The sequence below is a fragment of the Vibrio sp. V08_P9A1T1 genome (assembly GCF_963874405.1).
Lineage (GTDB): Bacteria > Pseudomonadota > Gammaproteobacteria > Enterobacterales > Vibrionaceae > Vibrio > Vibrio anguillarum.
Genome location: NZ_CAWNIB010000261.1, coordinates 1 through 14,297, shown reverse-complemented (window position 1 = coordinate 14,297; position 14,297 = coordinate 1). Strand labels below are relative to the sequence as shown.

Below are 14,297 nucleotides of genomic sequence, written 5' to 3'. Positions count from 1 at the left end.
GATGAAAAAAATTATCGTTCTGAGCACCTTGCTATGCTTGAGCCATTCCGCCTTTGCGGGGGAGTGGGACTATCCACTGGCGAAAACGACCATTGCAACGAAAGAGTCGGCTGAGCTGTATTTGAGCTCGCTTTATCCTGATGTTGGGACACTGAAGTTTCGTTATCAAACCGAGAGTTTACTGGGAAATCATTACAACTTTGATGTATGGCAGAACGGCCAATACCAACCGCAAAAAGCGTTAGTGCTCTCGACCGATCAGTCTGGCGTAGTGACGCGCGTGTTCAAAAGTTTGCACAATACAGTCGAGCGAGATGGCGTTGCATTGGTAGCGGCAGAGCTCGAATCGTCCCGCCAATTGGTGGCGAATGAACCGCCTTCGCTCTCATCGGGAGATGTGCAGAGCATCAATGTGCAACTTTTTGACCCCGATTTAAGAACCATGGATCAATTGCCTGCGCCAGATTCGGCGTGGAATGACCTTGCTGATTACCCAAACCAGCCGCACTACCAAAGTGTGAATGTCGAGATGTTGCAAAGTGCAGGTAAATATTACTTAGCCAATGAACGAGTACGACAAGTTGATGCCACCGCCATACAGCAACAAGATGATGCCAAGCAGTGGGTTGATAGCGGTGTTGGCTTACTTAGCGCTGAAGACGTGGCGCAATGGAACTCAGATGCTGAAATTCTCTCCATGGAGATGCTTGATGATCGCTTTGTACAGCTGATGGCTTTTTACCATCTTGATCAATCGATTGATTATACCAAACAGCTCGGTTTTTCCCTGTTTAGTGAGCCCGTGAGGTTTGATGCGAGAGGTTTATCTAGCAACAACTCTTCTTATTATGTTGGCCCGAAAGCGGTGTTGTTTGGTGTTGGGGGCTCGCCCGATGCATTAGATGCCGACGTGGTTACCCATGAACTTGGGCATGGAATTCATTATCAAATCGTTCCCGATTGGGCTTATGGACATTCGGGCGCGATTGGTGAAGGCTTTGGTGACTATTGGGCGGGTTCGCACAGTTTTCGCCGCCAGTATACACAAGGAAAAGCATTCGAAATTGACACCGTGTTTAATTGGGATGGCTATTTTGGTAGTCGTATTTCAATGCGCAGTTTGTGGAATCAGCGGGCAAAATATTTTGCATCCGCAGAGTATCGAGCGCATGAAAGTGTAGCAGGTGAGTTGGGTGATGAATTGTGGTCTACCCCTTTATTTCAAGCGCTGAAACAGGCCGTGAATGAGTACGGTCAAGAAGCGTTTGCTGAATTTGACCGTATTGTTCTTGAATCAATGTACGGCTTAGGTCGTGGTCTAAAAATGCATGATTTGAGTGAAAGCATGCTGTATACCGCCAAACAGCTGTACCCGCATCGCGCTTATGATGCGATGCTATTACAGCAATTTAAGCAACATAACTTAGTCCAAGAACCCTTCAAATTCCTGTTGGAACGTCGATTTGTGATGCCAACGGATCCGCTGAACGTGCACATTCAGGCCACGGATCGCCAAGCAAGTTTACAAACGGTAGCCACTTTGCAAGGTGAAACCGTTACTTTCGCTAGCGAAAAATTCCAGCAGCAGCATTGGAGCATCGCGCTGCCAACCACCTACACCTGCGGAGTCAAACAGACTCTACAACTTGAATCGAGTTATCAATATCAACCGTACCTTGCGATGCAATCTGACAAGCAAACTTTATCGTTTATCGTGGGTAAGCCACAGCTTGCAACGCCGCCAGTAGCGATACATTCAGTATTGAAAGACGCCAGTATTGACAGTACAGACACGGTTACGTCCGGATTTAAGAGCTATGGCTTGACGATCGATGTTGGCAACGCATTGATTGATGAAGATTTTGTGGTTCGCCTGCAGTTATCGCACCCAGAGCTACAAGAGCTGCGCGTTACCTTAATTTCACCCGCAGGGACACGCGTCGAATTACTCAACCAAGCACCATCGGCCATCAATGGTTTTGATGACTATTGGGTGCTGGCACATGATGCCATATTGGGCTCTTTACAAGGCGAAGCCTTAAGCGGCTACTGGCGTTTGGAAGTAGTTGACTACAACCCGGGAAATTCCGGCACCTTGATTGAATGGGGGGTAGGTCGCCTAGCGGGCTATCAATGCCCTCAACCTGTGGCCAACGCACTTTCACCTGAAACAGGTGGCGGTTCGACTTCACTGCTCTTATTACTTCCTCTCGCGGCATTCGCCATAAGACGACGTAATTTGTTGGCTATTTTTTCACTTAAACTGAAGAACACATAACTATGCACTTAAGACTTTCAACACTTTCGCTGGCACTTTTACTGGCTGGTTGTGGTGGCGGTGGAAGTGGAGATGTAGCTAATACATCTTTACCCAGCCATAAAATTAGCGGGCAAATTCAAGCGCAAAACGTCGCACTTGATGCCACTGTCTGCATTGATTCTAACCAAAACTTTGCCTGTGATGTGGGCGAAATCAGCACGCAAGCCGATAGCCAAGGGCGCTACACCCTCACGAGTGACAGCACTCAAATCTACCGTTTTCCTATTGTGGCTGACGTTTCTACTGGCATTAGTGTCATGACGAGAAGTCGCCAAACCAGTCAATCATCGGTCTTGGTTGCGCCCGCATTGGGCAAAAGCAGTGGCAATATCCTCAACGGTGTGAGTTCTATTTTTGCCGGCATTATGCTGGATGGAAATACGGAGAAAGAAGCGAATCGCTTGCTTGCCGAGCAGCTTTTGCAATTAGGCGTTGAAGTGAATGGTGATATTTCACAAAACTTTAGCCACACAGCATTGGCAATATTGGATGCCAATGCTGTCGTGTTGCTCCAAAAAGCGAAAGCAAGTGAACGAATTGATTTGCTGGCAACGCTTGGGCAAACCATGGCAAAAAATACACCACTGATTGCCTCTGAGATCGTTTCTGGCGAAAAGATGACCGAATATGCTAATACATTGATGGCGCAAGTATCGGAAGAGCGACCTCTGCAAGACACGGGCATTATTCAGTTCTATTCCGATCAAGGTGCACAAGCGCGGGCTGATGCTGATTATCCCGGTCAAGATGCTGAATATGGCCTAGATATTACCGCCAAAAATGGCGTGACGGGTAAGAGCTTTGCGTTCATCAAATTAGATGCGGCTGGCAATGAACTTGAGGCAGAAGCGAGCGATTGGTCATGCGTTAAAGATGTTTACAGTGGACTTATTTGGGAAGTGAAGTCAGAAGATGCCGCGTCTTTGAACTATAAAGAACGGTTGTTTGCATTAGAAATTGCCGACAAGTTTATCCCTTTTGCAAAAGATGTGACGGCTGCTTCCTGTCAGGTGGCAGGTGATACTATTTGCACTACGCAAGATTACATCAATCGTATCAATCAAGATAAATTGTGTGGGTTACAAACGTGGCGTTTACCGACCAACAGCGAGCAATACATGATGCTCGATTTAGGCGAATTGGGTGACGATGCGGTTGGTTTCAACCGGGACTATTTCCCGCATCAGCCGCAGAACACCGAATTTTTTGATGGGCATACGTGGACTTCTGGCATTGCTTATCTCAATACCTCTCAATTTCAAAGCGATGGTTCGATGCAATATCTTTACACGGCGCTGTCTGGTGCAACCAAAGGGGAACGTAGCCCAATTGAACTCTACTCCAGCAGTACGGCGGCGGACAATGACCCGTCTTATGTCTCGCCCATTCGAGTTGTTGCAACCAAGGAGAACAATCAATGAAATCTCATTTAATCGCGGCTTCTTGCTTGATCTTTTCTGCTGTCGGCGTTGCCCAAGAGTGTTCTCCTGATATGACGAAAAGTGCACCCAACACGCGCTATGTCTACAGCGAGCAGGGGACGATCAAAGATAAGCTCACTGGCTTAACGTGGATGCGTTGCCAAGTTGGTAAAACATGGAACGCCGCCACGGAGCAGTGTGATGGCGAAGCTACCGGGTTTCGTTGGCAAAGTGCTTTGCAAGAAGTGGCGGCAATCAACCATCCTCAAAGCCGACATGCATTGCACCAATTTGCCAGCCAAGCTGAATGGCGATTGCCGAATATTAAAGAGTTAGTGTCATTGACTGAAATGGCGTGTTTTGGCCCAGCGATGAATAGCAGAGCATTTGCCCAAGGCTTTAAGTATGAGACAGGCAATATCTTGTCGTATTTATGGAGCCAATCACCCCATTTAGCGAGTGGTCAGGTGTGGTCTTTTGATTCCGTCAATGGCGAAATTTACCACTACGCACCGAATTTTGAATTTGGTGTTTTGCTGGTGGCTGAAGAATAAGTGTTATGAAATGACGCCACTTACGCTGTCAGGGAAACGATCAGTCATGTCATGTTGACATGACGATCGGTGTTTTGTTTCACTTCAGCAGCACCTAAGATTTGATCCATAGTTGTTGAGATAGGGCAGATGGAGAATTCAAACAGCTTCCAAATAAGGAAGCTGTTTGAATAAGTAAACAGGCTGTTTACTCGGTTAGTTCAAGAAAATAGCCAGTTGTGATAGCGCTCCAGCGCGAAGCACACCATCGGCCGTATCTTGTGGTGCGAGAAAGGTTGTGTGTGTACCACTGTCCATTTTTACGAAGACTTTAGACGTATTAGTGATTACATCAGAGGGTACTGCGTTGGCTAATCCCAATAGTGTTGCTAGGGGTTCGGTGCCTGCACGTGTATTTGTGACATTGTTAGGCACACTCTCGTCTCCCGCCACTTGCAATAAATAAGTAGGGATTGTCGCGGTTCCACCACTGATTAGGTAACTTGCGTTTGTGTATGGGTCCATAGTATCGAGCAAGGTTTGAGTCGCGTAGGTAAATTGATCCAACTGACTTTGCAGTGCCGCTTTGTCTGAGGCAGAGGCTGTGTTTTCAAACGTGGTGTAGCAAACTTTCTCTGTTAACCCTGGACAGTATTGGTCGGCGAATGCTTTGTATTTGGGGCTCGCACTTAAGGCGAGATTATGTTTAATGAGTGGGCCATAGTTTGCTGAACCCATTAACAAGTTACCGATTTGACCACCTGAGTTTGCAATGGCCATTCCAGAGAATTTATACAGCGCATCACCATTAGCATCACCGATAGTGCGGTTCGCGTTCGCAACAGCGCTTAAGCCGACGATTCCTCCCAATGAGTGGCCTAGGAATTTTGGTGGTGTCATCGCGGTATTGGCTGCGGTTGCTAATTGAGAACCAACAAACAACCCTGCACTTTGTGAGTAAGTAATGGCCGCACGCAGCCCCATGATATCTAAGATACTCTGACGCGTGTTGTCACGAGCGACCGCCAAGTTGTTCAAGTTGAGGTACGCTAGAATATCGGCATTAGCTGAGCGCTGTGCATCTAAACTGCGAGCACCATGCAGTGGTTGATCAATGGCAATCACGGCGATACCAGCATGGGCTAAATGTGCGGCTGTGAAGTACGCATCTTCTTTAACAGAAGTTATACCGTGTTGGTAAATCACGATCGGCCCGTTTGCTCCTGCGTCAGGAGTAAACAGTAAAAAATCAACGTTTTCTAAGGATTTCACCTTAGGTACAGGGCTATAGCGTGTAATGATGCGCTGAGGATCGAGTGGGCTGCCATCAGACTTTGTGAGGGTCAAGCCCACTAGTTTAAGCTGTTCACTTGGGCTAGTTGCTAGTTGAGTCACGTCGATATTGTTAGCAATGAGCTGATTGGCGATGGTGGCTTTTTCATTGTCATCTGCCAAAGCATTTTTAATCAAGGCTAAACTTGGCATTGCTGATTCAAACGGCTGTGAGTTCCAGTTGCTTCCTTTCTCTAAATAATAGGGGAGCTTAACCGTTCCAGTCGTGACATTAACGTTATAACTGCTGGTTGTGTATTCATTTTCAATAAACGCTTTAGCGGTTGTTTTTTCTGCGCCAATGTAAGTTTGAAAATTTGCATCGTTATTAAGTGCGGTTACAAAATCGGTTGTAGCACCAAAGCTCATGGTGTAAGCGGCGCTCAAATTAAGGTTGTTTGGGTTCGCACCTTGCTTCCAAATGTTGCCAATATCTGTCGTTGCAAGGCCTGCGGCGGTGGCGCCTTTCACACTGTAAAGTGTTTGACCAACAGATTGAGTACTAAACCACGTTGAATAAATAATCTTGGTTTGATCCACCCCTGCCAAAGCGAAAATGCTTTCCACGCCTTGGGTCACTTTTTGTAATGCTCCTAGCTTATCATCGGTATAGATTTTCACTTTGGACTTCAACGCGGCGTAGCTGCTGGATGTGCCTGCAATATTGCCATTTACATCGGTAATCTCATCTGTCACGGCTAAAATATATTCACTGGCAGGGTTGAGCGCTTTGTTTGGCACGATCGCAATTTTATCGCTGCTGGCACTGGCGATGGCAGCAAAGTCGGTGTTCAATGTCAGCACCTTTTTAACCGTTGGGCTGCCAATCATACTGTCGGTCAGCTCAATTAAATAAATACCGTTAGAGATAAGACCGTCAGCCAATCCTACGCCTTCAAAGTCTAGAAACAGTGGCATTGATGTTGACCAACCATCCATGGTGCCCATAGCGGCGACTGGATTGGTTAAGGCGTCATCACCCTTGGTTGGAATTTCTAACGTGCCGTCTTTGGCATTCATGAGTGCAAAAGAGGGTAGTGGTACGTTTGCGTTTGCGCCGCTGAGCGTAAATTTTATGCTGGTGTCGCGTTTTAACGCGTCTTGAATGTAGGCTTCGTAAGTGGGTGTTGTGCTTGCTCCCGAACTGTTCGTTTCATCACCACAACCGACTAACCATAACGCAGAGCAGAGCAGCGATATTTTGAATGTTGTTTTAAGCATGACTTATCCCTGAGTTTAGTTGAATGTGTAGTTAAGTTGAATAGCGCTAAGGTAAGCAGTCCCTTGCGATTCAAACGTCAATGTTTCATTGAGTTTGTTGGTTTCGGTAAACGTGCCGCTTTTACTTTTCACCAGTGCAAAACCCGCATCAATGGATAGCGAGTCGCTGATCACGTAGCTCACGCCTGCTGAATACCAATAACGGTCGCTATCTGGAATACTCAATGTGGCTTCGCCCGCTTGTTCATCAAAAGCAAAACCGGCGCGTAGTGTCCAAGTCGAGTTTAATTGATAAGTTGAACCCAATGACCAACGGCCACTGTCTTCATACTTTTCAGATTTATAAAAACACTCTCCGTTGGTACATTGTGATGACGTTGCTTTTAACTCTTTGAATGAACTCCAGTCGGTACGTTGGTACCCGTAATGCAACGCCACGCTATCAGTGAGTTGGTGAAATGCGGAAACTTCCCACATCGCAGGTAGCGTGATTTTTAAACGTCCTTCAACAACAGCGTTTGTTGCAACACCTGAGCTATAGCTTGAAAACTCACCATCATCAAAATCCAGATCAACAGCAGAGCGGTAAGCAAAACCGACACGGTGGTTTTGGTTGAACTCATATAAGCTACCTATGTTCCAGCCCAAAGCCACGGTTTCGCCAGTCATTCCGACTAGGTTGTCAGAGGCAGAGCCGCCAGTAAATACGGCTAAAGCACCTTTATGTCGTGTCAGTTTTGCTTCGGCATAGACGAGGTTAATACCCGCAGCGAGACTAAGCTGTTCGTTAACACGGTAGGCAATATTCGGGTTTAAATTGACAGAAAGAAGAGAAGTATCGCCTGCAAGATCGCCTGCATAAATATCATTAGGGTAGTCTGTAGCTACGCCGTAAGTAGTGAATATTCCCATCCCCCAAGCCCATTTTTCATTGATTGGACTGACGTAGTAAGCCGCGGGAACGACTTGCAGTGGCGCAACATCGTTCATTTTCTGTTGGTTTTTCACATCATATACATCAACCTCTGGGTCAACGATGGACAGTGCACCAGAAAACTGCGTCGTATCAAACCGTGTCATGGCTGCGGGGTTGTGTGCAATCACACTCGCGTTATCGGCCACCGCTCCTTCACCAGAGAAAGCACGTCCTAGCCCTGAGGCTGAATGCTCTGCCACTTGGAAGCCTGCAGAGTGAACATTAAACGCTGTCAATATTGATAGCGCGAGTAGCGTGCGGGGTTTGATGATCATTCTCGACCTCCTAAGGCCTTGTTATGGTAATGGCATTGCAATGCGAGATGTTAATTTTGTGTTGTTGATATGTCAAAGAAAATGATGTCTTTATTTCAATTAGCGGCGAATGATAGTGTGTAAGTATTTGTAAATCAAATGAAAAGTTGACAGTTTTGGTATGACCAGTAGAGTTGTGCTTATTTGGCAGGGTAATTGGTTTAGCTTGTGCTAAAGTTAATTTTTATGCTTCAACACGTTCATAATATTGATGTTTTGGTGGGTGAGTTTAAATTATTTGACCAAAAAATGGTGAAGAAACAGAGGCAGTCACTATGGTGTTTGCAACTACCTCTGTGGTGGGTTTAACGGCCAACAAAAGCAATAACGACACGGTCATTATTTAACGTTCTAGAGAACAGATAGGCATTTTGCTGTTCAATCTCATGATGAATACCTGCGCCAATGGCAGGGTGCGATTGACGAAATTGGCCTAGCGTTTGCCAATGCTTCAGCAGCGCTTGTCGCTCTTCATCCAGTGACCACACCATGTCAGAACGCGTGCCTTGGTGAAAATCATCGGCGTAAGGGCCAACTTGACGTGCGACTTCATCACCGTAGTAAATTTGCACCGCACCCGGTGCGAGAAGCAATGCATTGGCGGCATTACGCTGCATTTCAAAGGAGTTAAAACGGCTAAAAAACAGCTCGGTATCGTGAGAAGAGAGGTAGCTCACGGGGGTAAAATCTGGGTATTTCGCTAGCGTTTGCGCGTAGTCGCGGTACACCATCGCCATTTGGCTTAAGCAGGCTGCGCCTTTATCGACTCTTTTTTGCATATCAAAGTTGATCAGTGCATCAAAGCCATCATCAAAATAGGGGCTGCGGTAAGCTGAATGGCCCCATACTTCGCCCATCATCCAAAAGGGTTGCCCTTGCTGCCCGTTTTGCTCGCGCCAAGCTTCTAAACTGCGTGATGCCACGCTTTTTAAGCGTCGCCATACCTCGCCTTCCACATGTTTTACGGTGTCGACGCGGTAACCATCAATACCAAAGCGTTTTACCCAATCGGTTTGCCACTCAATTAAGTAATCGGCAACGCTATACTGTTCGCGCGCTACCACGCGAGTGCCGGGGTTATTAAGTAGCCACTGCGGCGGTATCACCGCTTGTGTTGATTCAGTGCGAAAATCCGGTAAACCGGCCAGCGTCATCGTGATATCGCTAGAGCCGGGTTTCTGGTAGCCGGGCAACCCAGCGCGAACCCAATCTTTGCCCCACCACTGCGACCAGTTGGCGCTTTGATAATCAATGGATTGATTGTAGCTGTGCCAGTTTTCTTCAGCTTTCGGCATCCAATCAACCCATTTTTGCGGTAAATTTTGGGGATTAACCACCTCAATCTGATCAAATTGCAGGTCAGCCAAGGTGGCGTAGCCGGAATGGTTGAGCACCGCATCGAGCAAGATTTTTATGCCTCGTTTATGCGCTTCAGTGACTAGCGTTTTGAGATCCTCCTCATCACCAAAATTTTGATCGATCTTGGTAAAATCACGCGTCCAGTAACCGTGATAGGCATAAAAAGGGAACGAGCCACTGTCACCACCGCCGACAAAACCGTGCACCTGTTCCACAATCGGCGAAAGCCAAATCGCGTCGGTGCCTAAGCTTTTGATGTAATCGAGTTTGGCAATCACACCTTTTAGGTCGCCACCGTGGAAAGTGCCCACTTCTTCTTTGCCATCTTTTTTACGGCCATAGCTATTGTCGTTACTTGGGTCACCATTGTTGAATCTGTCCACCATCACAAAGTAAATCGTGGCATTGCGGTAGGTAAAGGGTTCGCTGGCGGCATCCGTTGCGGGGGCAAGCAGCACCAATCCACCACTGGTTGGTGACGGCATTAAGGTGACTTGGCTATTTTTCACGCTGAGGATTTGGCCGGTAAATGTCTCTTTTAGTCGTGTGCCATCGGGGAACGTATTGCCCAGTTGTAAGGTCACTTCGCCGCCTTGGTACTGCTCGCACGAAACACTCGGTATCGGCCGTTTAAATTTGCTAGTAGTGGATTTTTTTGCTTGGCGGACAAAGGTTAAGGTCTGCTGCTCGCCGTCATAAGCGAAGGCGTAATCGCCAGTGAAACGTATCGTCAGCGGCAGTTCGGTTTCTTGTCCACAATTGAGGGCGATGGGCGCGTTGAATTTGATGCTCTGCTGAGCTGGCGCGCTGCACTGACCCTCAATCCCTGATACTTTTATTGTGTAGCTTTCTTTGGTCAAGGGAATGACTAAAGGCGTTTTCGCATCCAGCGGAAAGTCGCGGCTAGTCGTGGTGGTCGAAATGGTCAGATTGGGCGCGGCAAACGCAACAGGCGCGGCAGCGCAAAGTGCGAGTGTTAACGTGGAGAATTTCATGCTCTATCCTTGGCCTTCATGGGTTAGGGTGATTCGTTTTTGCGTTATCGTCAGTCGCTGTAGGGCGAGGTGCTTCATCGCTAACAATAAAAGCAGAGAGAGAAGTTGACATCATTCTTGTGCCTAAGCCTTAAGAATTTGGCGTTGATCACAAAGCATGGCTTGGGGGCGTAGAAGCGATGAATTTTCCAGCGATATAAATTGTCAACGTGTAGTGAATCTCACAACTTCGGCGCGTAATCTGAACTTATTCGGTAGATTCATTGAGCCGTCATCGAAACCTGCTTAGGATGACGGCAATTAAGTCAAAGGAGACAACCAATGGTTGCTAAAGTAACAATCGCGCCGCAAGGGCCAGATTTTTCAGAGCTAGTACAAGGTTACTGGCGTTTGGCAGATTGGGGCATGACGCCACAACAGCGTTTAACGTTTTTAAAACAGCACATTGAATTGGGCATTAGCACGGTTGACCATGCGGATATTTACGGTAACTACCAGTGCGAGAAACTGTTTGGTGAAGCCTTAGCACTGGAGCCCGCGCTGCGCGAGCAGATCCAAATCGTCACTAAGTGCGACATCAATTTGTGTGGCGAAAAAACGCCGCAGCGTAAGATAAACCACTACGATACCAGTTCTGCGCATATCTATCAGTCGGTCAATAATTCGCTGGAACGACTTGGTGTGAGCGAAATCGATCTGCTGTTGATCCACCGCCCAGATGCCTTGATGGATGCCGATGAAGTCGCCGAAGCGTTTTCTGAACTGCGCAAAGTGGGCAAAGTGAAGCACTTTGGTGTATCTAACTTCAGCCCGCGCCAGTTTGAACTGCTGCAATCTCGCCTAGGTAAACCGTTAGTGACCAACCAAGTGGAGATGAACCCGCTCAATTTCGATGTGGTGCACGATGGCACTTTGGATCATTTGCAAACGCAGCGCATTCGCCCAATGGCTTGGTCTTGTTTAGCTGGCGGCGAGATTTTTAACGGTCAGACTGAACAAGCCCAACGTGTGCGCAGTGAGCTAGAAGCGATCGCCCAAGAGATCGGCGCAGACAGTATTGATCAGGTTATTTACGCTTGGGTATTGCGTCTGCCTTCTAAGCCGCTGCCGATTATTGGCTCTGGTAAAATTGACCGCGTCAAAGCGGCAATTGCTGCGCTTGATTTAGAGCTGACCCGCGAGCAGTGGTATCGGGTTTGGGTCGCCGCCAAAGGGCATGGCGTGCCATAGAGCGGATGTTTTTTGGAACAGGTGCTTTTTAGAACAGATGCTTTTGAAAACAGATGTTTTTGCCCCGCGATACGCTTTTCGTATTGCTGTTATTTCAGTATTACGATTAGGTATTAATCTCACTCTCCCAACCAGCCCTCAGTGGCTGGTTTTTTTGTCTACTTCCCATTCACGTCATCCAGCCTGCCATTAACGCTGCATAATCCCCCTTTATCGCAAAGTGGCGCATCTGGCCTATTTGCTGCGTAATCTGTCGTTATCAAGCAAATTTCATCACCAACGAATGAAAGGGACCATCATGATGACGACATTTTCTTATTCACGCTCACTTCGCAACCTGCTACTCAGTGTCGGGTTGCTGCTAAGCATCACGGCTGTTCAAGCTAATCCAAGCGACGCTTTAATTATGCAGTACAACCAAGCGGCCGAAGGCGACAGTGACAAAGTGGAGCTTGTGCTTCACCAACTAGAGCAGTTGATTAAACAGCAAGGGGCCAAACCGCTCAGCTTAGCTTATCTGGGCAGTGCACAAACCCTGCAAGGGCGTGATGCATTCATGCCTTGGAATAAGATGAGATACGTCGAAGAAGGCTTGGCCACCATAGACAAAGGCCTGACTTTACTCAGCAATCACCCGCAGCCGCTTGCTGAACAAGAGCGCGTCATGGGGCTGCCGGATAGCTATTTAACGCGCGCGGTTTCGGCCGCGACTTACACCTCACTGCCCGATATGTTCAACCATTTTGAGCGTGGTTATGATTTGTATCTCGACCTTCTTGTTGAACCCGAATTGACTGCACAACCTTTTGCCGCCACTGCTTGGGTTTATCGATACGCCATTCAAGCCGCCCTTCGTGCCAACGACATTCCTCAAGCAGAGCAATGGCTTGCCCAGATGCAAACTCATCAGAAGCAAGGTAAGCAAGTTGACAACCAGCCAGCGGAGCATCCGCAAATCATCCAAGCCAAGGCTTTGATTACAAATGCGTTGATTGAAAACGGATTGACTGAAAAAACGCATGAATTGAAAAGCGAATGAGGGAGGGCAACAAAATGCTACGATTTGAACAGATCAGTAAAACCTATCAATTAGGTATGCAGCCGCTGCTGGCGTTGAGCGCGGTGAATGGCGAAGTCAAACAAGGTGAAATGCTAGCGCTGTGCGGCCCGTCAGGTTCGGGAAAAAGCACTTTGCTCAATATCTTGGGGCTGCTTGATCAAGATTACCAAGGTGACATTGAACTGGCGGGTTACCCTTACCCAACCGATCCAAGAGAGGCGGCGGCGCTGCGGCGCAAAAAATTAGGCTTCGTTTTCCAAAAATTCAACTTAGTTCCGGTGATGACAGCGGCGGAAAATATTGCTTACCCGTTGATGCTAAATGGCTACAGCCTGCGCGATCAGCGTACTTTAACGCGCACTATGCTAGCCAAAGTGGGGTTAGAAACGCTGGCTCACCACCGGCCGGATCACCTTTCAGGCGGTCAGCAACAGCGCGTAGCCATTGCGCGCGCGCTGATCCATAACCCAGAAATGGTGATTGCCGACGAACCTACCGCCAGTTTAGACAGCCATACCGCCAATGTGGTGATCGACATCATGAAAAGCCTTGGACACGAAATGGGCACCACTTTTATTGTGGCTACGCACGACGCGCGCATGGCCAACCGCTGCGACCGAACCTTGCAGCTTGTGGATGGCAAAGTGATTCAGGAGGCGATGAAATGGGCAAGCTGATTTCTATGGAATGGCGTATGGCGGCGCTGAACTTACTGCGTAATCGCCGCCGCAGCCTGCTTTCGGTATTGATCATTGCCATTGCTGTTTTCGCATTGACCAGCGCCGGAGGATTTGGCCTTTACACTTACCAAGCACTACGCGAATCCACTGCGCGCGACACCGGACATTTAACGCTCAGCCAACCGGGCTTTTTTGAGCAAGATGAAGAGTCACCACTGGCTAATGGGATTGCCGACAGTGCGTTGATTGTTGAGCGATTAATCGACGATAAGCGGATACGAGGCATTCAGCCACGCATTGAGTTTAGCGGGTTGGTCTCTAACGGTAGCAAATCGACCATTTTTGTCGGTTCCGGCGTTAACCATAAAGAGTTTGATATGAAAGGGCCATTTTTGGACGTTCGCCAAGGCAAAACCTTGTCCAATATTGACTCACCTCGATTTGATGCGAGTGAACCGGAAGTGATGCTGGCGGTGGATCTCGCCAAAAACTTAAACGTGTCGATTGGCGACTGGATTACTTTACTGACCAGTACCGCTGATGGCGCGCTCAACGCGGTTGATTTCAAAGTGCACGGCATCTATTCCACGGGTGTGCCTGAATTGGATAAACGCCAATTGTATCTGCACATTCAATCGGCCTCTGAGCTGTTAGCTTCGAATAAAGTGAGCACCTTATCGCTGTTTTTGTTTAGTACCGAACAGACAGAAACCATGCGGCATTGGGTTGAAAACAAACTGTCATTAATGAGCCTTCGCCAAGCGATTCAAGTGACGCCTTGGCAGCAGCGCGCGTTTTTTTATCAAAAAGTAAAAGATCTTTACGATCGCATCTTCGGCATCATGGGGTTGGTGAT

10 protein-coding genes are annotated in these 14,297 nt (G+C 47.8%); 7 read left to right on the top strand and 3 right to left on the bottom strand.

Going from position 1 to position 14,297, the window contains the following annotated elements:
* The first annotated feature begins 1 nt into the window (after window position 1).
* Genes AACT21_RS11870 through AACT21_RS11860 form a run of 3 tightly spaced genes read left to right on the top strand, consistent with a single transcriptional unit; the run spans window position 2 to window position 4,295 of the window.
* A complete protein-coding gene (locus AACT21_RS11870; protein WP_094164476.1) occupies window positions 2–2,278 on the top strand; it encodes a proprotein convertase P-domain-containing protein in 2,277 nt (758 codons plus the stop codon).
* Between the two features lie 2 nt (window positions 2,279–2,280).
* Window positions 2,281–3,741 (top strand): Lcl domain-containing protein, encoded by a 1,461-nt coding sequence (locus AACT21_RS11865; protein WP_094164475.1) that lies wholly within the window; start codon window positions 2,281–2,283, stop codon window positions 3,739–3,741.
* On the top strand, window positions 3,738–4,295 hold the full coding sequence (locus tag AACT21_RS11860; protein ID WP_017042172.1) for an Lcl C-terminal domain-containing protein: 558 nt from the start codon (window positions 3,738–3,740) through the stop codon (window positions 4,293–4,295). Before AACT21_RS11865 ends, AACT21_RS11860 begins: the two co-directional genes overlap by 4 nt.
* Window positions 4,296–4,490: 195 nt before the next feature.
* On the opposite strand, the gene AACT21_RS11855 is transcribed toward AACT21_RS11860, so the two are convergent.
* From AACT21_RS11855 to AACT21_RS11845, 3 genes are all read right to left on the bottom strand, one after another.
* Window positions 4,491–6,827 (bottom strand): VolA/Pla-1 family phospholipase, encoded by a 2,337-nt coding sequence (locus tag AACT21_RS11855; protein ID WP_094164474.1) that lies wholly within the window; start codon window positions 6,825–6,827, stop codon window positions 4,491–4,493.
* Window positions 6,828–6,842: 15 nt separating this feature from the next.
* Window positions 6,843–8,078: an outer membrane protein transport protein gene (locus AACT21_RS11850; protein WP_013868388.1), complete on the bottom strand. Its 1,236-nt coding sequence runs from the start codon at window positions 8,076–8,078 to the stop codon at window positions 6,843–6,845.
* Window positions 8,079–8,422: 344 nt separating this feature from the next.
* The gene (locus AACT21_RS11845) at window positions 8,423–10,471 is read right to left on the bottom strand and encodes an alpha-amylase (RefSeq protein ID WP_094164473.1); all 2,049 of its coding nucleotides are present in this window, start codon (window positions 10,469–10,471) and stop codon (window positions 8,423–8,425) included.
* Window positions 10,472–10,792: 321 nt separating this feature from the next.
* Between AACT21_RS11845 and AACT21_RS11840 the strand changes: the two genes are divergently transcribed.
* The 4 genes from AACT21_RS11840 to AACT21_RS11825 form a co-directional block, all read left to right on the top strand.
* Complete coding sequence (locus tag AACT21_RS11840; protein ID WP_047688732.1) at window positions 10,793–11,701, top strand: aldo/keto reductase; 909 nt, start codon at window positions 10,793–10,795, stop codon at window positions 11,699–11,701.
* 220 nt (window positions 11,702–11,921) lie between these two features.
* The gene (locus AACT21_RS11835) at window positions 11,922–12,740 is read left to right on the top strand and encodes a hypothetical protein (RefSeq protein ID WP_094164472.1); all 819 of its coding nucleotides are present in this window, start codon (window positions 11,922–11,924) and stop codon (window positions 12,738–12,740) included.
* A gap of 14 nt (window positions 12,741–12,754) precedes the next feature.
* Window positions 12,755–13,438, top strand: a complete 684-nt coding sequence (locus tag AACT21_RS11830; RefSeq protein ID WP_020477135.1) for an ABC transporter ATP-binding protein — start codon at window positions 12,755–12,757, stop codon at window positions 13,436–13,438.
* A partial coding sequence (locus tag AACT21_RS11825) for an ABC transporter permease (protein ID WP_094164471.1) occupies window positions 13,426–14,297 on the top strand: 872 nt, incomplete at its 3' end. The genes AACT21_RS11830 and AACT21_RS11825, both read left to right, overlap by 13 nt.

What these genes read in the sequence shown, in the direction of transcription:
- AACT21_RS11870 (WP_094164476.1), top strand. Translation starts at nt 2, where the DNA reads ATGAAAAAAATTATCGTTCTGAGCACCTTGCTATGCTTGAGCCATTCC.
- AACT21_RS11865 (WP_094164475.1), top strand. Translation starts at nt 2,281, where the DNA reads ATGCACTTAAGACTTTCAACACTTTCGCTGGCACTTTTACTGGCTGGT.
- AACT21_RS11860 (WP_017042172.1), top strand. Translation starts at nt 3,738, where the DNA reads ATGAAATCTCATTTAATCGCGGCTTCTTGCTTGATCTTTTCTGCTGTC.
- AACT21_RS11855 (WP_094164474.1), bottom strand. Translation starts at nt 6,827, where the DNA reads ATGCTTAAAACAACATTCAAAATATCGCTGCTCTGCTCTGCGTTATGG.
- AACT21_RS11850 (WP_013868388.1), bottom strand. Translation starts at nt 8,078, where the DNA reads ATGATCATCAAACCCCGCACGCTACTCGCGCTATCAATATTGACAGCG.
- AACT21_RS11845 (WP_094164473.1), bottom strand. Translation starts at nt 10,471, where the DNA reads ATGAAATTCTCCACGTTAACACTCGCACTTTGCGCTGCCGCGCCTGTT.
- AACT21_RS11840 (WP_047688732.1), top strand. Translation starts at nt 10,793, where the DNA reads ATGGTTGCTAAAGTAACAATCGCGCCGCAAGGGCCAGATTTTTCAGAG.
- AACT21_RS11830 (WP_020477135.1), top strand. Translation starts at nt 12,755, where the DNA reads ATGCTACGATTTGAACAGATCAGTAAAACCTATCAATTAGGTATGCAG.